This is a genomic window from Streptomyces sp. NPDC001222 (genome assembly GCF_042896945.1).
GTDB classification, from domain to species: domain Bacteria; phylum Actinomycetota; class Actinomycetes; order Streptomycetales; family Streptomycetaceae; genus Streptomyces; species Streptomyces gibsoniae.
On the sequence record NZ_JBIAXT010000013.1, the window covers coordinates 140,742 to 160,519 of the forward strand.

Genomic DNA, 19,778 nt, shown 5'->3' on the forward strand with positions numbered 1-19,778 from the left:
ATGGCCCCACTGCGATACTCCGCTTCCGACCCCGTCGACACCCCGCACAGGGCCGCCCTCGTCCCCCGGAAAGCCGGGAGCGGAACATCGCGCCCCCCACAAAGGCTGCACGAAAAACAGGTTTCGACACGCAGAGGTTCTCGACGGGCCTTTTCTCCGGGAAACCGCCGACGGCTCGCTCCTGCCCTCTCCCCGCCGTCCTTTCCCGCTCGGAATCCGACCCTCCGAAGCCGGCCTTCCGAAACCGACCGGCCGGGCCCCGCCCGGGCCGGAAGTGCGGCACACGGCAGCAAAGAAGGTGCGTCATGAACCGATATCCGCCGCAGCACGTCGGCCGCTTCCCTTCCCCCACGGCAGCGGATTCCGCGAGCCCCCCGTCGCTGCGCGACCATCCGGAATTCCCGCCCCTGCGCCGTGCCTTGCGCGCCTTCGGCGTCACGGCGGCGGTCCTCGTCGTCGGCGCGTTTCTGCTGTACGTCCTGCTGTCGGGTTTCGCTCCCGGACTGATGAACCAGCCCCTCGCGGGCCCTCTCACGCTCGGGCTGGCACTCGGCCTCGCCCAGTTCGGCCTGATGGCGTTCGCGGTGTGGCGTTACACCGTGCACATGCGCAATCACGTCGACCCGGTGGTGCGCCGGCTGCGCTCCGAACGGGACCGTGCCCGACCCGGCGGCCGGCCGCGCCCCGCACAGCAGAGGTGGCCGCGCGCGTGGTGACGGCCGCCACGAGGGTCGCGAGCCGGTTCAGCCTGCAACTGACCTTCGTCCTCTTTCTGTGCGTCGTCGTGGTCACCCTCTTCGCCGCGCTGCTGACCGCTCCCCAGCGGGACGAGATCGGCGAGTTCTACCTCGGCAACCGGACCCTGTCGCCGCTGCGCAACGGGCTGGCGATGTCCGGCGACTATCTGTCGGCGGCGACCCTGCTGGGCAGTACGGGCCTCGTCGCCCTCACCGGCTACGACGGCCTGCTCTATCTGGCCGGAACCACGGTCGCGTGGATGGCGGTGCTGCTCGTCATCGCCGAACCGCTGCACAACGCGGGCCGGTTCACCCTCGGCGACACCCTGGCGCTGCGGCTGACGCGTCTCCGGCGGCCCGTGCGCCTGGCCGTCGTGCTGTGCACCCTGGTCGTCACCACGCTGTATCTCGTCGCCCAGCTGATCGGCGGGGTGGCTCTGCTGACCCAGTTCACCGGCGAGCCGAACCAGGCCACGCGCACCCTGTGCGTGGTCGTCATCGGCACCATCGTGGTGGTGTACGCGGCGCTCGGCGGGATGCCCGGCGCGACCTTCATCCAGGTCGTCAAGGCCGTGATGCTGGTGGCCGGGGTCGCGGTCACCGCGCTGATCGTGCTGGCCCGCTTCCACTGGAACGCGGCGGCACTCCTGTCGGCCGCCGAGCGGAACAGCGGCCTCGGGCACCGCTTCCTCGAACCGGGGCTGCGCTACGGCGGTGGCACCACCAGCAAGCTCGACTTCTTCAGCCTGGAACTCGCCATCGTGCTCGGTCTCGCCGCACTCCCCCACGTGGTGATGCGGCTCCTGGCCCCGCGCACCAACCGCGTCCTGCGCACCTCCGCCGTGTGGGCCATGGGACTGGTGGGGTTCGTGTGCCTCGCCGCGGGCGTCGTCGGCCTGGGCGCGACCGCCGTTCTGGGCCGCGAGGCCATCGTGCGGATCGACCCCAAGGGCGACGCGGCGGTCCTGCTGCTCGCCCAGTCCCTCGGCGGTGGCGTGCTGACCGCGCTGATCTCCTGCCTGGCCTTTGTGACCCTGCTAGCGGTCGCGGCCGGACTCACCCTCGCGGCGGCCACCTCACTCGCCCACGACCTCTACGGCGAGGTCATCCGCCGGGGCAGGGCGACACAGGCGCAAGAGCTGGGCGTGGCGCGCATGTCCGCCGCCGTCATCGGGGTCCTCGCCATGCTGCTCGCCCTGCTGCCGTGGGAGATCAGCACGGCGAGCCTGGCGTTCCTGGCCTTCGCCATCGCCGCCTCGGCCTTGCTGCCCGCGCTCGTCTACGGCCTGTTCTGGCGCCGGTTCACGGCGTGGGGTGCGCTGCTCGGTCTGTACGGCGGCCTGATCTGCTCGGTGCTCCTCGTGGTGTTCTCCCCGGTGGTCTCCTCCAGGCCCACCTCGGTGTACCCCCACGCCGACTTCGCCTGGTTCCCGCTGCAGAACCCGGGCATCGTCTCCATCCCGGCGGGCTTCCTCCTCGGCTGGCTCGGCAGTGTTCTCAGCGGCCGCCAGGAGGACGGTTCCTACGAGGACTTCGAGGTGCGCACACTGATCGGCGCGGGCCGGAACGGAGAACCGTGACGCACTTCTGACTTCCGCTCATCACTCACACCCGCTCCCCGGCACGGTGCCGGGGAGCGGTGGGTATATGGGCTGCTCAGCCGTTCGGGCGGAGGGTCCAGACGACTGTCATCTCGCCCGTCACGGCGCCGTCCTCTCGCTGGATGGCGATCTCGACGGGGAACTCGGGGCGCTGCCCCGCGTCCAGTTCGGCGACGACCTCGGCGGCGGGGCGGCCGAGCGTGGCGGTCGCCGTGACCGGGCCCATCGCCAGCTTCTTGTACGCGATCTCGGCGCTGACGGCGAGCGGTACGGCCCGCGACAGCTGTTCACCGAACGCGGCCAGCACGATGGCGCCGCTCGCCGACTCGCCCAGCGTGAACATCGCGCCGGCGTGCGGCCCACCGACATGGTTGTGGAAATCGCTCTGGTCGGGCAGGGCCACCACGGCCTTGTCCGGCGTGGTCTCCAGGAACTCCAGCTTGAGGGTCCTGGCCATCGGCACCGTGGCGGCGAGCATCTCGCCGATCGACATCTGGTCTGCGCTCATGCGCGTCATGTTACTCACGGGTAGACGTCCGGGCCATGGGTACCCGGTTCGGTCAGCCGATGGTGAAGGTCCCGCCGGGGGGTACGGGTGAGGGGACGGCGTTCTCGTCGTGGACCGGCTCGACGGTACCGATGAGGGCCCGGAGGGCGGGGCCCTGCTCGACCCGGGCCGGGAACGCGTCCGCGGCCGTGCGGCGGGCGAGTTCGGCGGTGTCCAGGGGCCGGTGGGCGGCGACGAGTACGGCGTTCCCGAAGCGGCGGCCGCGCAGCACGCCCGGCTCCGCGATCAGCGCCAGTTCCTCGAACATCTCGGAGAAGGTGGCGAGTTGGGAGCGGAGGAAGGCGAAGGGCGCGGCGTCCGCGAGATTCGCGAGATAGACGCCGTCCGGGCGCAGCACACGCTCGGCGGCCCGGGCGTAGGCCACGGTCGTCAGATGGGCGGGCACCCGGGAGCCGCCGAAGACGTCCGCGATCACGATGTCCGCGGAGTGCGGCGGGGCGGCTTCCAGCCAGGCACGCGCGTCGGCCGGGTGCAGTGCGACCCCGGCGCCCTCGGGCAGGGGCAGCCGCTCCACGACGAGATCCAGCAGGCCCCGGTCGGCCTCGACCACGTCCTGCCGTGAGCCCGGCCGGGTCGCGGCGACGTAGCGCGGCAGGGTGAGCGCGCCTCCCCCGAGGTGCAGCACGTCCAGGGGACGGCCCGGCTCCACCAGCGTGTCCAGGGCATGGCCGAGCCGTCGGGTGTACTCGAACTCCAGATGCGTCGGCGCGTCGAGATCCACGTACGACTGCGGTGCGCCGTCGACCGTGAGCAGCCAGGCCCGGTCATGGTCCACGTCGGGCATCAGCTTGGCGGTCCCGTGATCCACGGCACGCGTCACGGGTATCGGCTCGGTCACGACACCATTGTGCCGGGCTCGGCCGGCCGCCACGCCCGCCGCCCCCACGGAGGCGGCGGGCCACTGGGGCCGGGGAGCCGACCGCCGGCCCGGATGCTTCCGGGCCGACGGCCGTGCGTTCGGCTCAGTCCACGGTCGACACCGTGCCCGCGCCGACGGTCCGGCCGCCCTCGCGGATCGCGAAGCCGAGGCCCGGCTCCAGCGGGACCTCGCGTCCCAGTTCCACGGTCATGGTGACCGTGTCGCCGGGCCGGGCGACCGCCGTCTCGCCGAGGTCGACGTCGCCGACCACGTCCGCGGTGCGGATGTAGAACTGCGGCCGGTATCCGGTCGACACCGGAGTCGTGCGACCCCCCTCGCGCGCCGACAGCACGTACACCCGCGCCGAGAAGCGGCGGCTCGGCACGACGCTGCCGGGCGCCGCGACGATGTGCCCGCGGCGGACCGCGTCGCGCGGCACCCCGCGCAGCAGCAGCGCCACGTTGTCCCCGGCCTGCGCCTCCTCCATGGGCTTGCCGAAGGTCTCCAGGCCGGTGACCACGGTCTCCACGCCGGCGCCGAGCACCTCGACCCGGTCGCCGACCCGCACCCTGCCACGCTCGACGGCGCCTGTGACGACCGTGCCGCGCCCGGTGATGGTGAGCACGTTCTCCACCGGCAGCAGGAACGGCGCGTCCAGGTACCGCTCCGGCATGGGCACATAGGTGTCCACCGCGTCGAGCAGCGCCTCGATCGCCGAGGTCCAACGCGGGTCGCCCTCCAGGGCCTTGAGCCCGGAGACCCGCACCACCGGGACGGAGTCCCCCGGATAGCCCTGCGCGCTCAGCAGCTCGCGGACCTCCAGCTCGACGAGGTCGGCGAGTTCCTCGTCGCCCGCGTCGGCCTTGTTGATGGCCACGACGATGTGGTCGACACCCACCTGCCGGGCCAGCAGCACATGTTCGGCGGTCTGCGGCATGATCCCGTCGAGCGCCGAGACGACGAGGATCGCCCCGTCGAGCTGGGCGGCCCCGGTGACCATGTTCTTGACGTAGTCGGCATGGCCCGGCATGTCCACATGCGCGTAGTGCCGGGTGTCGGTCTCGTACTCGACATGCGCGATGTTGATGGTGATGCCGCGCGCCGCCTCCTCCGGGGCCCGGTCGATCCGGTCGAACGGGACGAAGGTGCCGGTGCCGCGGTCGGCCAGGACCTTGGTGATCGCGGCGGTCAGGGTGGTCTTGCCGTGGTCGACGTGACCCATCGTGCCGATGTTCAGATGCGGTTTGGTGCGTACGTATGCCGTCTTGGGCATGGCTGTACCTCGAAGCCTCTTCCATGGTGCTGCATGACGGCCCCGGCAGCGGAACGATCCGGCCGGGACGGGGACCCCGAGGACTTGCCGACCCTCCCCCTGCGGGGTCCGCCGGACGATCCGGGAAGGGTCAGCTTCGGGCGCCGTCGAGGGCGGCCGGGAAGTGCGGGACGGCAGCCTTCGGTGCATCCGCGGCGGCGGATGCTGCGAGGAGGAAGGCGTACCGGAACATGTCGTAGAGCATCGTCGACGCAGGCACGCACGTCGAATGGTTTTCCGCGGGGCCCCGCGCGGGGGCGTGCGACGGAGTGGGGCCCAGGCCGATCAGAGGTTCTTGAGCGCTTCCCGGACGGACAGCGGGGAGAGCCGGGCGCCTTCCCGGGCCACGAACTCCCGTACGGCTTCCGGATCCGTCTTGGCGTACTCCCGCAGGGCCCACCCGATCGCCTTCCTGAGGAAGAAGTCGGGGTCCGAGGAGCGGCGCAGGCAGTACGCGAAGAGACGCCCGGTGTCGGTCGCCTCCTTGTGACGCAGCTGGTGGAGCAGGGCGGTCCGGGCGATCCACAGGTCGTCGTCCTCGATCCACGCGTCCATGGCGCCACGCAGCTTGGGATCGGCGGCGACGAGGCCGCCCACCACATGGGCGGCCAGCGCGTCGACGGTGTCCCACCAGGAGACGGTGGAGACCAGATGACGCGTCACGGGGAGGAATCCGGAGGAGAGTTGCCTCACATGGCGGCGCAGACAGTCGACGGCGAAGTAGTGGTACTCGCGCTCCGGCAGCGCCCAGCAGCGCAGCGCGAGCGCCGTGCAGTCGGTCTCGTCAGGGCGGATCGTGCCCGCCAGGACGGTGCGGGACAGCGCCCGGCGGACGGGCGTGGTCAGGCCCAGGAAGGGGGCGACGTCCTTCATGTAGGCGCGCATCGAGGCGGCCCGCTCCGGGTCCGCCGCGGCGGCGTACGTGGTGGTGAGCCGCTCCATCACGACGTCCGCGAGACCGCTGGGCGGCGGTGTGAGCGATGCGTCCGTTGTTCCGGAACCTGTGACCTCCATGAGAGGAACCATACGGCGATCACACACATGGGTCGGTTAGTGTCACGGGATGCTCGATGCCACCACCCGCTCTGGGGGCACCGCCACGGCCTCTCCCCGGGCCGCCGCCACGGAGCTCGTCGCCGCTGTCCCGCCCCGCACCACCGCGGAGTTGACCGCCACGTCGGACACCACCGCCGCCGAACCGCGCGGCTTCACCGCCCGCTGCACCGGAGTGCTGCTGTCACCCTGGTCCCGGCTGTCCCTGCTCGTGGCGCTGCTCGCGGCGGCCGCGGCCTGCGTGCTGGCGTATCAGCCGCAGAAGTTGCTGATGCACGGCTGGCCGCCGCAGCTCGGGGGCGCCACGGCGGCCGTCGTCTTCGCGGTGGCGTACGGTCTGTGCACGGTCCCGTTCGTGCCACGCCCGTTGCTCAATCTCGCGGCGGGCGCGCTGTTCGGCTCGGAGCTGGGCACGGGTGCGGCCCTCGCCGGTACGGTGCTGGGCGCCGCGATGGCCTTCGGGCTCGGCCGGGTGCTGGGACAGGACGCGCTGCGTCCGCTCCTGCGGGGCCGCTGGCTGAAGGCGGCGGACGGGCAGCTCAGCCGGCACGGCTTCCGTTCGATGATGGCGGCCCGGCTGTTCCCCGGGGTGCCGTTCTGGGCCGCCAACTACTGTGCCGCCGTCTCCCGGATGCGCTGGGCCCCCTTCCTGATCGCGACGGCGCTCGGCTCGGTCCCGAACACCGCCGCGTACGTGGTGGCCGGTGCCCGCGCCTCGCGGCCGACCTCACCGGCCTTCCTGATCGCGATGGCCCTCATCGCGGTGCCGACGGTGGCCGGGGCGGTGATGGCCTGGCGCAAGCGCCACCATCTGCGCACCGCCCCGGAGACCACAGCCGCCGATTAGACCGCTTCGAGGATCATCGCGTTGGCGAGTCCGCCCGCCTCGCACATCGTCTGCAGGCCGTACCGCGCTCCACGCGCGCGGAGCGCGTGCACCAGGGTGGTCGTCAGCCGGGTGCCGCTCGCGCCCAGCGGGTGGCCGATGGCGATGGCACCGCCGTGCACGTTGACCTTGGCGAGGTCGGCACCCGTCTCCTGCTGCCAGGCGAGGACGACGCTGGAGAAGGCCTCGTTCACCTCGAAGAGGTCGATGTCGTCGATCGTCAGACCCGCCTTGCGCAGCACCTTCTCGGTGGCGGGGATGACTCCGGTGAGCATCAGGACGGGGTCCGAGCCCGTGACCGCGAAGCTGTGCAGCCGGGCCAGCGGACGCAGGCCGAGACGCTCCGCGGTCTCGCTGCTGGTGATGAGCACCGCCGAGGCGCCGTCATTGATCGGGCTCGCGTTTCCGGCGGTTATGTTCCAGCCGATCTGCGGGAACCGCTCCGCGAAGCCGGGGTCGTAGTAGGCGGGCTTGAGCCCGGCGAGGATCTCGGGAGTGCTGGACGGCCGCATGGACTCGTCGCGCGTGAGGCCCTCCAGCGGGGCCGTCTCGGCGTCGAACAGGCCGGCGTCCCACGCGGCCCCGGCCTTGTGGTGGGAGGACACGGCGAAGGCGTCCATCTGCTCACGGGTGAGCGACCACTTCGCGGCGATCAGTTCTGCGCTGACGCCCTGCGGGACGAGGCCCTCCGGGTAGCGCTCGGCGACGCCGGGCCCGAAGGGGTCCTTGCCGGCGGGCACGTTCGACCACATGGGCACACGGCTCATGGACTCCACGCCGCAGGCCACGACGATGTCGTACGCGCCCGACAGCACACCCTGGGCGGCGAAGTGCACGGCCTGCTGGGAGGAGCCGCACTGCCGGTCCACGGTTGTCGCGGGCACGGTCTCCGGGAAGCCCGCCGACAGCACGGCGTACCGGGTGGTGTTCATGGCCTGCTCGCCGACCTGGTCGACGGTGCCGCCGATCACGTCGTCGATGAGCGCCGGGTCGACACCGGAGCGCTCGACGAGGGTGCGCAGGGTGTGCGCGAGGAGTTCCACGGGGTGGACATGAGCGAGGCCACCATTGGGCTTGCCCTTGCCCACCGGGGTCCGTACGGCTTCCACGATCACGGCGTCACGCATGGTAGCGGCCTCCTTGCCCGGTGATACCGAGGCGGCGTTACTGGCGAGTAGGAAATCTGGATCCACCATAACTCGGTAAGTTTGAAAAGCAAACCCTCATCTAGACTGGAGGTATGGCCGCCACCAAAGATCCGCGCCCCTGCTCCATCGCCGACACCCTGGCCCTCGTCGGCGAGAAGTACTCGCTGCTCGTCCTGCGCGAGGTCTGCCTCGGAAACGGGCGTTTCGACCAGCTCGTGCGCAACACGGGAGCCCCGCGCGATGTCCTCGCGGCTCGACTCAAGCGCCTGGTGGAGGGCGGGATCCTGACGAAGCGGAAGTACAGCGAGCGCCCGCAGCGCTTCGAGTACCGGGCCACGGCGGCCGGCCTGGAGCTGGACCCGGTCCTGATGACCCTCATGGCATGGGGCGACCGCCATCTCCGCACGGAGGGCGATCGCCCCATGGTGATCGAGCACGACTGCGGCCACGAGCTGACCGCTGTCGTCACCTGCTCCGCCTGCGGCGACGAGCTCCGCCCCGGCGACCGGACGCCGCACCCGCAGGCACCGGGCTGGACGGTGGCGGGACCGGCCGCCGCCTGAGAGCTCCGGACAAAATGGGAGTCCGATCAGCTCGCGGCGTCCGGTGCGTGCGATCGCAAGTCGCCGGAAGGTCCTTGAAGCGGAGCCACCAGGGCCGTTCGGCGACGCCGCGAGCGTGCGTGCCGGACGCCGCGAGCCGGGCGCCCATTTTGTCCGGAGCTCTAAGCCCTGCCTACGACTCGCCCCGGTACACGTCCAGCCGCCCGCACATCCCGAACTTCCCGTACGCCGAGGGCTGTTCGGCCCGTACGACCGCGTCGGCGAGGTGGGACGCATCGCCCCGCTCCAGCCGGTCCAGCTGCTCCCCCGTCGCCTCGGTGGCGGCCCGGGCAGCGCGCCGCCACCGGTCACGCCATGCGGCCAGGCGCGGCCGTACGAGCGCCGCGGCGGCCCGGTGGAAGGCGGCCAGCGGCTCGGGGCCGTCCGCGTCGCGCAGCGCCCGGTAGCCCTCCAGGGCCAGATCGCGGCGGGTACGGGCGATCCGCTCCTGCTCCGCCTCGGGCACGTCGGCCGGGACGACGGTCGCGGCGGCATAGGTCTCGGGGTCCGTCAGGTACTCCGGAGGCAGGGTGAGCACGGCATCGCCCGCCTCCGGCAGCCCGCCGTTCTGCATGAGGACGGTGATACGCAGATCGTCCTCGTTGACCAGCCGGTGGATGGTCCCGGGCGTGAACCAGGCGACCGTTCCGGGTGCGAGGGGCGTGACCTCGTACCCGGATGTCGTCAGCGTCTGCACGGCTCCTCGCCCACCGGTGACGACATACGCCTCCGAGCAGGTCAGATGCAGATGGGGAGTGCCACCGCGCACACCGTCGGCCGCCGGCCAGTCGTAGACGCACAGCTGCGAGACGGCGACGGCGCCCGGCAGTCCCGTGAACGCGCCGGCGCTCACCACGGGTGCTCCTGAAGGTACTTGGCGACCTCCTCGCGTCCCCATGCGCCGTCCGCCACCACGACCCGGTAGCGGCGGCGCAGTGTGTCGCCCGGAGCCAGCTCCAGTTCCTCGTGGAACGCCCAGGACGGGGCGACGGCCGCGAAGGGGTCGTTGCGTACGAACCAGTGGGCGGGGTGAGTGCCGCGCTCCCCCAGGTGGTCGTTCTCCGGGGCGTGGGCGAAGACGAGCGTGGCGTGTCCCTCGGTGCCGTCGTGCTCGCCCGAGTAGGCGAGCCATGGGGCCTGCCCGCCCATCAGCCCCGGCCCCTCGGAGTCGGGCCCGATCACCCGTCCGTCCCGGAAGGCGCGCGGCCCGCGCCAGAACAGCCCCGTGTACCCGGCCATCTCCCGCCCGGCGGTGGTCGGACTGCCGAAGAGCAGCGGCGCGTCACGGCGGTTGGTGATCGCGGAGGTCCAGGTCAACGCCCAAAACCGGCACGCGGGTTCGACGTCGTGCACCTCGATCCGGCGCTCCTCGTCGGCCCACCGCTCCCCGGTGTACGGATGCCAGGTGAGCCGCTCGGCGATGACCGCGCGGTCCCCGTCCGCGTCGATCTCGTCGAAGGCGACATGCGCCATCGAACCGACGCGCTCCGGCAGGGCGACATACCCCTCACCGTGCACATATGTGTTGCCGCCCCACAGGTTCTGGCCGGACAGATGCGAGGCGGTCAGCTGCAGGCCCTTGTGCCAGCGGTGGTCGTTGGGCCGGTAGTCGGTGACCACGTCTCCGGCCAGTGTCCGCACGGGGTGCAGATACGGCTTGGGTGCCTCCCAGGCCGACTCGGGAGCGTAGACGTAGGCGAACAGCTCGACGCCGGCGGCCGGTTCGGTGACGGTGATGCGGTCGTCGTGCGCGTGCACGACACGCAGGGTCGCGGTCATGCGGACGCCTCCTCCCCGGGCACCGCCGCGGACACCTCGGTCCCGGCGGTCACCTCGGTTTCGTTGTCGCTCCCGGTCGTCCCGGTCGTCCGAGTCGCCTCGGTCGCTCTGCTCGTTTCGGGGGCCCAGCCGACGGCGCCTCCGTGCAGGGCCGTGTAGTAGGGGTCGCCGGGACGGATCTCGCCCGCGCGGACCGTCGTGTCGGTGAACGCCGACTTGTACAGCGCGGTGATCAGCTCCAGGCTGGTGCGCCCGTCCGCGCCGCTGCTGCGGGGCCGGACCCCGGCGCGCATGGCGGCGACCAGCTCGCGCAACTGCTCCAGATGCGAACTCGGCACGTCCGCCCCGAAGTCCCGCCAGGCCGCGGCCTCCTCCTCGGGCACCTCCGGGGCCGGGGTGATGCGCCAGTTGCCGTTGCTGTGGCCGTACAGATGCGTCAGTTCCACGGTGGCGCGCTCGCAGTCGATGCGGATGCGGCTGACCTCGTCGGGGCTGAGCACGCTGTTGACGACTGTGGCGAGCGCGCCGTCGCGGAACCGTACGAGCGCCGTCGAGACGTCCTCGGTCTCCACGTCGTGCACCAGCCGCCCGGCCATGGCGCGCACCTCGCTCCACGGTCCGAGCAGATCGAGCAGGAGGTCCATCTGATGGATGCCGTGACCCATGGCTGGGCCGCCGCCCTCGGTCCCCCAACGGCCCCGCCAGGGCACCGCGTAGTAGGCGGCGTCGCGGTACCAGGTGGTCTGGCAGTGGGCCACCAGCGGGCGGCCCAGGGCCCCTTCGGCGAGCAGCCGTCCTACGTGGCGTGGGCCCGAGCCGAATCGGTGCTGGAAGACGATCGCCGCGAACGGGCCACCGTCCGGGTCCTCCGCCGCCTCCACGGCGTCGAAGTCGGCGAGCGTCGGCACCGGCGGCTTCTCGCACCAGACCCAGGCGCCGGCCCGCAGCGCGGCGACGGTGTGCTCGCGGTGCAGGACGGGTGGGGTGCAGACGCTCACCAGGTCGGGCCGCTGTTCCTCCAGCATCCGGTCGAGATCGGTGTACGGGTGCGGAATGCCGCTCTCGGCGCAGAGCCGTTCGACCGAGTCGGCGTCGATGTCGACGGCGGCGACGACCTCGGTCTCGCCCTCCCCGGCGAGCCGGGCGAGCGCGGGCAGATGGGAGCCGCGCGCGATGCCGCCCGTGCCGACGAGAGCGGCCCTGATACGCCGGCCGGCGAAGGGCGCGGCCGGACGGTCGGTGCGCGGGGCGAGGTCGGGATCGTCGGTGCGCGGGGTCGGGACGGTCGGGCCGGGGTCGGTGTTCTCGGGATCGTGGGCGGTGGACGCGTTCCGGGCTGTGGGCATCAACGTGATCAGCGCTCCATCGGACGTGACGTCAGACGTCGGCCAACGCGTGATGAATCCGGGAGACCTTCAGGAGGCAGCAAGCGCTTTCCCCCCGCTGCAACGTACGGGCCGTTCGAAGGACCGGTCAACACCCCCGGCAGAACCGTTCCGTGGGCCGGGGCACCGTCACCCGGCCACCTCAAGCGTTGGTAAAGCCCCGGTGATGGGATCGTCATCCCGGAACGTTACGCTGCCATCCAGCACTTGATCACCGTGCCGCCGCACGGCATGCCGCGGCTCGGTGTGCCCGTCGCCGCTTCCACGATCAGCACTTGGACCCGATCACTCCATGTCTTGGCTTGAATCCCTCATCCTCGGACTCGTCCAGGGGCTGACCGAATTCCTCCCCGTCTCCTCCAGTGCCCATCTGCGGCTGACCGCGGCCTTCGCGGGCTGGACGGACCCCGGAGCGGCCTTCACCGCGATCACCCAGATCGGTACGGAGTCCGCGGTGCTGATCTACTTCCGCAAGGACATCGCGAACATCCTCTCCGCCTGGTTCCGTTCGCTCTTCGACAAGCGGATGCGACAGAACCACGACGCACGGACGGGCTGGCTGGTGATCGTCGGCTCCATACCCATCGGCGTGCTCGGGGTGACCCTGAAGGACCAGATCGAGGGCCCCTTCCGCGATCTGCGGGTCACGGCGACCATGCTGATCGTGATGGGTGTCATCCTCGGCGTCGCGGACCGGCTCGCGGCGCGCGACGAGGCCGGCGGCCGGCACCGGGTGCCGAAGCAGCGCAAGGCGCTGGCCGATCTGAACGTCAAGGACGGTCTGGTCTTCGGCGTCTGCCAGGCGATGGCCCTGATCCCCGGCGTCTCCCGGTCCGGCGCCACGATCAGCGGCGGTCTGTTCCTCGGCTACCGGCGCGAGGCCGCGGCGCGCTACTCCTTCCTTCTCGCCATTCCGGCGGTTCTGGCGTCAGGGGCGTTCGAGGTCAAGGACGCCGCGGAGGCGGGGCATGTGAGCTGGGGGCCGACGCTGTTCGCGACGGTGATCGCGTTCGTGTCCGGGTACGCCGTCATCGCCTGGTTCATGAAGTTCATCTCCAGCAAGAGCTTCATGCCGTTCGTCTGGTACCGGATCGCGCTCGGGGTGGTCATCATCGCCCTGGTCGGAGCCGGTGCCCTGAGCCCTCACGCGGCCGAGTCCGCGGGCTGACGAGACGGCCCGGCGCCGACGGAGGGCCGACGTCGGCGATGCTGTGGTGCCGACGGCAAGGCCCGCCGCCTGGCCCGCCTCGTCGAGGGCCGTTCAGCCGGACTTTCGCGCCACGCCGCCGTAGAGGCCGATCTCATCGGACCCGGTCGGCGGAGTGGTGTCCGGGCGCCAGAACGGGACCTGGGCCAGGCCGGGTTCGACCAGCTCGAAGCCGTCGAAGAAGCGCTCGACCTCGGCGTGGGACCTGAGGTTCAGGGAGGCCGTGGCCTTGTGGTAGACGGCCTGGGCCTCGCTGCGATCGGCGAAGTCGTCCGTGGCGTGCGAGAGCACGAGGAAGCTGCCGGCCGGCAGCGCGTCGCGCAGGGTGGCGACGACCTGCCCGGGGTTCTCCGCGTCGGTGAGGAAGTGGAGGACGGCGACAAGAAGCAGGGCGACCGGCGCGTCGAAGTCGATGACCCGGCGGACGTCGGGGTGGTCCACGATCGCCCCGGGGACGCGCAGATCGGCGAGCACGATGCTGGTCGCGCCGGAACGGCTGAGCAGCGCGTCGCCATGCGTCTTCACGATCGGGTCGTTGTCGACGTACGCGACACGTACGTCCGGGGCCACCTCGTGGGCGATCTCGTGCACGTTCGGCGAGGTCGGCAGCCCGGCGCCGACGTCGAGGAGCTGACGGACACCGGTGCCTACGACATGACGTACGGCGCGCCGCAGAAAGGCACGGTTGGCCTGCAGGCCGATCCGCACCTCGGGCGCGGCGGCGGCGAGTTCGTCGCCGGCTCGTTGGTCCACCTCGTAGTTGTCCTTGCCGCCCAGCAGATAGTCATAGATCCGAGCAGGGTGCGGCCTGCTGGTGTCGATCTCCTCGGCGCGGAAGCCGCCCTGTTTCACGCTGCACTCCTCTCGCCGGCCGCCGCGGCTCCGCCCGCGCACGACTTACCACAGCTTCCCACAACAACTCCGGTGACCAGAGCCGTAGTTGTGCCCGAACGCGGCCACGGGCGATGCACCGCCCCACGCCGATCCTCCACATCCGGTCCACGGAATCGACCGTGACCAACCACATACCGTGTGCGCAGTCGTGCGGTGGCGCGCTGTCACGGCTTGCCCCTAGGCTTGACCGCATGTCCCCCGATTCCCAGAGCCTTGGTTCCGTGCGGTCCGCTGACGACTTGAACGAGCAGATCCGTGCGCTGTGGCTGCGCGCGGGTGGCTCCCTGTCGGCACAGGAGCGTGCGGAGTACGAGCTGTTGGTGGTGGAGTGGGCCGCGGCGATCCGTGGCGAGGTCATCGAGGCGGCCTGAAGGCACCGCTGGGCGGAGGCCGTTCGGCGGCCGCAGCGTCAACTGCACGGGAACCGCTGGCACTTGATCGGGTGGTGCGCAGCGGACGTCCGTCGACCGTCCGTCCGCCGCGGCCACCCGCTCGGGGACCCCTTGAGACGTGGAGTACACGGGGTACGGCCGGGCATTCGAGCCCGGGTCCGCGCGGCCGCCGGGTCCCGCTCCCGGCCACACCCCTGCGGGCATGAACCGCCTCCGGCAGCCCGCTCCGCGATTGCCCCCACACAGCCGGGTCGACTGCCACGACGCGCGCGTCCGCCGTGACGGTGCGTCGACTCGCCACGCCGGTGATGCGCCCGTTCGGCCCTGGAAGATCACACGCACCACATGTCCGATATGACAGTTATGAGGGGCTGTCAGTACGTTCATCGCAGGATCGGCTGCCCGGCCGGCGCCACTGCGACAGAGAGAAGTGACATGCCCACACGTACCTTCGCCGTGACCGCGACCGTGGTGGTCACCGGGGTCCTCGCCACCGTCGGCCTCACCTACGCCTCGGCCGTCGATTCCACCGAAGCCGCCCCGCACGCCAAGCACGCGGCCACGCACGCCAAGCACGCCGCGCACGCAGCCCGGCCGGCCGCGAAAGCCGCGCACCCCCGGCATCCCGCTCCGGCCGCACCCGCCGCCGCGACCGCGAACGGCGGCGGCGATTCCCAGGGCAGGAGGGACGAGGGCGACTCGAACCGGGGCCGCGACCACGACGACGACCGGCGTGACCGCGGACCGGGTTGGATCCACTTCAACGAACGGACGTACTCCGCCGCCGTGGAGGGCTGTGTCACCGCGGCGAGCGGGTTGGGCTCCAACAGCTTCAGCATCGACAACGACAGCGACAAGTTCGTCGAGGTCTACCGCGGTTTCACCTGCGACAACGGCTCCCCGGTCGCCACCGTCGGCCCCCACGGCAGCACCTTCGGCGTCGTGCCCAGTACCTCCGAGGGGGGCGACTACTCCCACGAGGACGAGTTCCTCCGCGCCGCCATGTTCGCCCAGGACAACGTCGCGGGCAGTTTCCGGGTGGTCCGCCGCGAAGACATGTGGTGACCCGGCGCCCCGGCCTCACCAAGGCCGTCCGCGACTGGGCGGCTGCCCGAAACCCCGCGCACGCCTCTTGGCTGCGCCTGCCGCGTCCCCAACACTGAGCCGATGACCCAGCGCGTGGAGCTCGCGACCGTGATGGACCGCCTGGCCGTCGACGAACTCGTCACCGAGTACGCGGCGGCCGTGGACGACGGGGACTGGGAGGCGTACCGAGAGCTGTTCACCCCGGACGGACGGGCCGACTACCGCTCGGCCGGCGGCATCGAGGGGGGCGCCGGTCAGGTCGCCGACTGGCTGGAGCGGACCATGCGGCTGTTCCCCGTGCGCCAGCACCTCGTGGTGAACCGGCATCTGCGCTTCGACTCCCTGGCGCACGACATCGGCGACACCGCCCGGGTCCGGGCCGACTACGTCAACCCGATGCGCCTCGCCACGACGGAGCCGCTCGCCGGAACGGGCACCGACGACGGCCCCTCCGCGCCGGATTTCGTGTGCGGCGGCCGGTACGCGTTCTCGTTCCTGCGGACCGAGGACGGATGGCGGCTGCGCCAGGTCGTCGTCCGGGAGAAATGGCGCAGCCTCGCCGGGCAGCCCCGCCAGGACCCGGTCGCCTGAGCGGGCCCCTGGCCCCGCGCCTCACGCCCTCTGTCGTAGATCTTCCCCGGCGCGCACACTGGAGGCATGCACCGGGGAGGAATGCGCCGCACAAGGATGCCCGACGACTGGCTCGCATCCCGCTGGTGGCGCGGGATCGCCGCCGTGCTCGCGGGTGCGCTGCCGGTGTTCGCCTTCCCCGCGCCGTCCTGGTGGTGGTTCGCGTACGTGGCCCTGGTCCCGTGGATCCTGCTCGTGCGGTCCGCGCCGACCGCGCGGCGGGCCGCGTTCGACGGCTGGCTCGGCGGCTTCGGGTTCATGACCGCCGTGCACCACTGGCTGATACCGAGCCTGAACGTCTTCACCTTCGCCATCGCGGCCCTGCTCGGGGCGCTGTGGGCGCCCTGGGGCGTGCTGGTGCGGCGGTTCCTGAGCGGGCTGCCCTCAGCACGGCGGTTCGGCGCAGCCCTGCTCGTCCTGCCGTCCGGCTGGCTGCTGGTCGAGCTGGTCCGCTCCTGGCAGGGGCTCGGCGGCCCTTGGGGGCTGCTCGGTTCGAGCCAGTGGCAGGTGGAACCCGCGCTGCGGCTGGCGTCGGTCGGCGGGGTCTGGCTGCTGAGCTTCCTGGTGGTCGGCGTCAACATCGCCGTCGCGATGCTCGTGGCGGTGCGGGCGTCACGTGTTCCGGCCGTGGCCGGGCTCGTCGCGACGGCCGCGGCGGCATCGGCGGCATGGGGCTGGTCGCCGCGTCCGGACATCGACGGGCGGGTACGCGTCGCCGTCGTCCAGCCGGGCGTCATAGACGGCGCGGACAGCGGCACCAGACGGTTCGAGCGCGAGGAGCAGCTGACCCGTGGTCTCGCCGGGCAGGACGTGGACCTGGTCGTGTGGGGCGAGAGCAGCGTCGGTTTCGATCTCTCGCAGCGGCCCGACCTCGCGGACCGGGTCGCGGCGTTGTCCCGGCTGGTGAAGGCCGACGTCCTCGTCAACGTCGACGCCCGACGCTCCGACCGTCCCGGTATCTACAAGAGCTCCGTGCTCATCGGCCCGCAGGGTCCGACGGGCGACCGCTACGACAAGATGCGGCTGGTCCCGTTCGGCGAGTACATACCGGCACGTTCCGTGCTCGGCTGGGCCACCTCCGTGGGCAGGGCGGCGCAGGAGGACCGCAGGCGGGGCACCGAACAGGTGATCATGAACGTCGGTCATGGGCTGCGCGTGGGCCCCATGGTCTGCTTCGAGTCCGCGTTCCCCGACATGAGCCGCCATCTCGCGGAGGACGGGGCCGGGCTGCTGCTCGCGCAGTCCTCGACGTCGACGTTCCAGCACAGCTGGGCGCCGGAGCAGCACGCCTCACTGGCCGCGCTGCGCGCCGCGGAGACGGGGCGCCCGATGGTCCACGCCACCCTGACCGGCGTCTCCGCCGTCTACGGGCCGAGCGGTGAGCGCGTCGGGTCCTGGCTCGGCACCGGCCGGAGCGCGTCCATGGTCTACGACGTCCCGCTCGCCCACGGCATGACGCCCTACGATCGCTACGGCGACTGGCCGGTGCACGGTGCCCTGCTGGTGATCGCCGCGCTGGGCGCGACGGAGGGCGTCCGGGCGCTCAGAGCGCGCCGGAACGCTCCTGCACCGCAGCTACCACCCGCTCGCACAGCTCATGGGTCGCCAGTGCGTCACGGGCGCTGAGCACCTTGCCGGCGCGGACGGCGTCGAGGAAGGCGAGCGTGGCCTGCTCGACACCGCGTTGCCGGGCGACCGGCACCCAGTCCCCGCGCCGCCGCAGCGTCGGCTGGCCCTTGTGGTCGATGATCTCGGCCAGGTTGAGCACCTGCCGCTTGGTGTCCTGCCCGGAGACCTCCAGGATCTCCTCGGCCGAACCGCTGAGCCGGTTCATCACACCGAGCGCGGTGAACCCCTCACCGGCCAGCTGGAGCACCACATGGTGCAGCAGGCCGCCCTCGACACGGGCCCGTACCGTCACGTCGTCGACCGGCCCCGGGACCAGGAACCGCAGCGTGTCCACGACATGGATGAAATCGTCGAGGATCATGGTGCGGGGCTCCTCGGGCAGCCCGACGCGGTTCTTCTGCATCAGGATCAGCTCGCGCGGATGGTCGGCGCACTGTACGTACCCGGGTGCGTGGCGCCGGTTGAAGCCCACCGCCAGGCTGACGTTGCGCTCCTCCGCGAGCCGCACCAGCCGTTCTGACTCGGCGAGTTCATAGGCGAGGGGCTTGTCGACGTACGTCGGGACACCCGCCTCCAGCAGCCGGGCGACGATCTCGGGGTGGGCCTCGGTGGGCGCGTGGACGAACGCGGCGTCGAGGTCCTGGTCGAGAAGCGCGTCCAGACCGGTGTGCCGTCGCCCCTCGGGCAGATGAAGGCTGTCGGCGACGCGGTGCAGGGTCGCGGGGGTCCGGGTCTGAAGATGCAGTTCGACACCCGGCTGCAGCCCGAGCACCGGCAGGTACGCCTTCTGCGCGATGTCACCGAGTCCGATGCAGCCGACCTTCACGGGGCGTCTCCTGGGGTTGCCTACGGTTACCTCGTCGGAAGCATACGACCGCGGTGCCGCAGGGACACCGGCGGCCGGGTGCCCCGCAGAAATGCGTGGCGGGGGCGGGTGGGGGTGGGCCAGGATGTCGACATGACTGCCCAGCGCCCCTCACCCGCCACGAACGCCGACGAACGAGCCATGCTCGAAGGCTGGCTCGACTATCACCGCCACACGCTCGCGTGGAAGTGCGAGGGTCTCACCGACGCCCAGCTCAGGACCGCCGCGGTCGAACCGTCCGAGCTGTCCTTGATGGGGCTCGTGCGGCACATGGCGGAGGTGGAACGCGGCTGGTTCCGCAAGGTGCTCGTCGGTGACGACCCCGGGCCCATCTACTTCAGCGACGAGGACGAGGACGGGGAGTTCCACCTCACCGAGGAGGACACCTGGGAGGCGGCGTACGCCACCTGGCAGGGGGAGATCGAGGTCGCCCGGCGTCACGCCGCCGCACTCGGTCTGGACGACCTCTCCCAGGGCCGGAGCCGGTTCACCGACGAGCCCTTCAACCTGCGCTGGATATACACCCATATGATCGAGGAGTACGCCCGTCACAACGGGCACGCCGATCTGATCCGCGAACGGATCGACGGGGCCACCGGGGAGTGAGGTCACCCGTGCGGGGCATCCTCCGCCCGTCGGCGCCCCAAAGCCCGCCGAAACCAGCAGAGTTGCTCGGGTGCAGCGAACGACGACGAGTGCGACGCTCCTGGTCACCGTGGCCGTCTCGGCCCTCTCCGGCTGTGTGACCGTCCAGCGGCCGTCCGCTCCGCTCCCGCCCCGGGCACCCTCGCAGTCCTCGGCGCCGCGAGCGGAGGGCAGCGCGGCACGCCACGTCGTGCAGGCCCCGGCGCGGGAGGCGCTGGCGCGGGTCGGGGCCTCCCGCTCTCCGTCGGCCGGCGCCGACACGGGACGCACGGCCGGCACGGCCCCCACCACCGCGCGGACGGACGCCCCGCACCAGCGGTCCACGTCCCCGCACCCGAGGCGTCCCGGCCATCGCACGGAGGCACCACCGGCGGCTCCCGCTCCGTTCCCAGGGAACGCGGACGTGTGCGCGCTCGGGCGCAGCTATGGAGGGTGGCGACCGGGCAGCCCGGAGGCGGACATCTGCCAAAGCACCTACGGCCGGTGAGCGGGCGCGGCAC

Annotated in this window: 22 protein-coding genes; 11 read left to right on the plus strand and 11 right to left on the minus strand. The window is 71.6% G+C overall.

The window, feature by feature from the left end:
- Positions 1-305 precede the first annotated feature (305 nt).
- Both ACFY2Z_RS19810 and ACFY2Z_RS19815 read left to right on the plus strand, forming a co-directional pair.
- Positions 306-716, plus strand: a complete 411-nt coding sequence (locus ACFY2Z_RS19810; protein ID WP_390745408.1) for a DUF485 domain-containing protein — start codon at positions 306-308, stop codon at positions 714-716.
- On the plus strand, positions 710-2,317 hold the full coding sequence (locus ACFY2Z_RS19815) for a cation acetate symporter (RefSeq protein WP_390745409.1): 1,608 nt from the start codon (positions 710-712) through the stop codon (positions 2,315-2,317). The genes ACFY2Z_RS19810 and ACFY2Z_RS19815 overlap by 7 nt, the downstream gene beginning before the upstream one ends.
- 76 nt (positions 2,318-2,393) lie before the next feature.
- Here ACFY2Z_RS19815 and ACFY2Z_RS19820 read toward each other — a convergent pair whose 3' ends face one another.
- The 5 genes from ACFY2Z_RS19820 to ACFY2Z_RS19840 form a co-directional block, all read right to left on the minus strand.
- A complete protein-coding gene (locus ACFY2Z_RS19820) occupies positions 2,394-2,831 on the minus strand; it encodes a DUF4442 domain-containing protein (RefSeq protein WP_390745463.1) in 438 nt (145 codons plus the stop codon).
- 67 nt (positions 2,832-2,898) lie between these two features.
- A complete protein-coding gene (locus tag ACFY2Z_RS19825; protein WP_390745410.1) occupies positions 2,899-3,744 on the minus strand; it encodes a spermidine synthase in 846 nt (281 codons plus the stop codon).
- Between the two features lie 124 nt (positions 3,745-3,868).
- A complete protein-coding gene (gene tuf, locus ACFY2Z_RS19830) occupies positions 3,869-5,038 on the minus strand; it encodes an elongation factor Tu (RefSeq protein ID WP_390745411.1) in 1,170 nt (389 codons plus the stop codon).
- Positions 5,039-5,168: 130 nt separating this feature from the next.
- The gene (locus ACFY2Z_RS19835) at positions 5,169-5,297 is read right to left on the minus strand and encodes a hypothetical protein (protein ID WP_390745467.1); all 129 of its coding nucleotides are present in this window, start codon (positions 5,295-5,297) and stop codon (positions 5,169-5,171) included.
- Positions 5,298-5,362: 65 nt separating this feature from the next.
- Positions 5,363-6,091, minus strand: a complete 729-nt coding sequence (locus ACFY2Z_RS19840) for a DNA alkylation repair protein (protein ID WP_390745412.1) — start codon at positions 6,089-6,091, stop codon at positions 5,363-5,365.
- 49 nt (positions 6,092-6,140) lie between these two features.
- Here ACFY2Z_RS19840 and ACFY2Z_RS19845 point away from each other — a divergent pair, with 49 nt between their 5' ends.
- On the plus strand, positions 6,141-6,977 hold the full coding sequence (locus ACFY2Z_RS19845) for a TVP38/TMEM64 family protein (protein WP_390745413.1): 837 nt from the start codon (positions 6,141-6,143) through the stop codon (positions 6,975-6,977).
- Here the strand turns inward: ACFY2Z_RS19845 and ACFY2Z_RS19850 are convergent.
- Positions 6,974-8,143, minus strand: coding sequence for a thiolase family protein (locus ACFY2Z_RS19850; protein ID WP_390745414.1), 1,170 nt, complete (start codon positions 8,141-8,143; stop codon positions 6,974-6,976). The two genes, ACFY2Z_RS19845 and ACFY2Z_RS19850, sit on opposite strands and share 4 nt — an antisense overlap.
- Positions 8,144-8,256: 113 nt before the next feature.
- On the opposite strand from ACFY2Z_RS19850, the gene ACFY2Z_RS19855 reads away from it, so the two are divergent.
- Positions 8,257-8,727: a winged helix-turn-helix transcriptional regulator gene (locus ACFY2Z_RS19855; protein ID WP_390745415.1), complete on the plus strand. Its 471-nt coding sequence runs from the start codon at positions 8,257-8,259 to the stop codon at positions 8,725-8,727.
- 172 nt (positions 8,728-8,899) lie between these two features.
- On the opposite strand, the gene ACFY2Z_RS19860 is transcribed toward ACFY2Z_RS19855, so the two are convergent.
- From ACFY2Z_RS19860 to ACFY2Z_RS19870, 3 genes are read right to left on the minus strand one after another with little or no spacing between them, the layout of a single operon-like run.
- Positions 8,900-9,664, minus strand: coding sequence for a cupin domain-containing protein (locus ACFY2Z_RS19860; protein WP_390745416.1), 765 nt, complete (start codon positions 9,662-9,664; stop codon positions 8,900-8,902).
- Positions 9,616-10,545 (minus strand): PmoA family protein, encoded by a 930-nt coding sequence (locus ACFY2Z_RS19865; RefSeq protein WP_390745417.1) that lies wholly within the window; start codon positions 10,543-10,545, stop codon positions 9,616-9,618. Before ACFY2Z_RS19865 ends, ACFY2Z_RS19860 begins: the two co-directional genes overlap by 49 nt.
- A complete protein-coding gene (locus ACFY2Z_RS19870) occupies positions 10,542-11,891 on the minus strand; it encodes a Gfo/Idh/MocA family protein (RefSeq protein WP_390745418.1) in 1,350 nt (449 codons plus the stop codon). Before ACFY2Z_RS19870 ends, ACFY2Z_RS19865 begins: the two co-directional genes overlap by 4 nt.
- A 331-nt stretch (positions 11,892-12,222) precedes the next feature.
- Between ACFY2Z_RS19870 and ACFY2Z_RS19875 the strand changes: the two genes are divergently transcribed.
- Positions 12,223-13,098: an undecaprenyl-diphosphate phosphatase gene (locus tag ACFY2Z_RS19875; protein WP_390745419.1), complete on the plus strand. Its 876-nt coding sequence runs from the start codon at positions 12,223-12,225 to the stop codon at positions 13,096-13,098.
- 93 nt (positions 13,099-13,191) lie between these two features.
- Here ACFY2Z_RS19875 and ACFY2Z_RS19880 read toward each other — a convergent pair whose 3' ends face one another.
- Positions 13,192-13,989 carry an SAM-dependent methyltransferase gene (locus tag ACFY2Z_RS19880; protein WP_390745420.1) on the minus strand — a complete coding sequence of 266 codons (798 nt, stop codon included), beginning with the start codon at positions 13,987-13,989 and terminating at the stop codon, positions 13,192-13,194.
- 233 nt (positions 13,990-14,222) lie between these two features.
- On the opposite strand from ACFY2Z_RS19880, the gene ACFY2Z_RS19885 reads away from it, so the two are divergent.
- From ACFY2Z_RS19885 to lnt, 4 genes are all read left to right on the plus strand, one after another.
- Positions 14,223-14,402 (plus strand): hypothetical protein, encoded by a 180-nt coding sequence (locus ACFY2Z_RS19885; RefSeq protein WP_355918381.1) that lies wholly within the window; start codon positions 14,223-14,225, stop codon positions 14,400-14,402.
- Positions 14,403-14,858: 456 nt separating this feature from the next.
- On the plus strand, positions 14,859-15,488 hold the full coding sequence (locus ACFY2Z_RS19890; protein WP_390745421.1) for a hypothetical protein: 630 nt from the start codon (positions 14,859-14,861) through the stop codon (positions 15,486-15,488).
- A 102-nt stretch (positions 15,489-15,590) separates the two neighbouring features.
- Positions 15,591-16,100: a nuclear transport factor 2 family protein gene (locus ACFY2Z_RS19895; protein ID WP_390745422.1), complete on the plus strand. Its 510-nt coding sequence runs from the start codon at positions 15,591-15,593 to the stop codon at positions 16,098-16,100.
- 66 nt (positions 16,101-16,166) lie between these two features.
- Positions 16,167-17,765 carry an apolipoprotein N-acyltransferase gene (gene lnt, locus ACFY2Z_RS19900; RefSeq protein ID WP_390745423.1) on the plus strand — a complete coding sequence of 533 codons (1,599 nt, stop codon included), beginning with the start codon at positions 16,167-16,169 and terminating at the stop codon, positions 17,763-17,765.
- Here the strand turns inward: lnt and ACFY2Z_RS19905 are convergent.
- Positions 17,683-18,594, minus strand: coding sequence for a Gfo/Idh/MocA family protein (locus ACFY2Z_RS19905; RefSeq protein ID WP_390745424.1), 912 nt, complete (start codon positions 18,592-18,594; stop codon positions 17,683-17,685). The two genes, lnt and ACFY2Z_RS19905, sit on opposite strands and share 83 nt — an antisense overlap.
- A 132-nt stretch (positions 18,595-18,726) precedes the next feature.
- Here ACFY2Z_RS19905 and ACFY2Z_RS19910 point away from each other — a divergent pair, with 132 nt between their 5' ends.
- Positions 18,727-19,239, plus strand: coding sequence for a DinB family protein (locus tag ACFY2Z_RS19910; RefSeq protein ID WP_390745425.1), 513 nt, complete (start codon positions 18,727-18,729; stop codon positions 19,237-19,239).
- A 70-nt stretch (positions 19,240-19,309) separates the two neighbouring features.
- Complete coding sequence (locus ACFY2Z_RS19915) at positions 19,310-19,765, plus strand: hypothetical protein (RefSeq protein WP_390745426.1); 456 nt, start codon at positions 19,310-19,312, stop codon at positions 19,763-19,765.
- Positions 19,766-19,778: the final 13 nt, after the last annotated feature.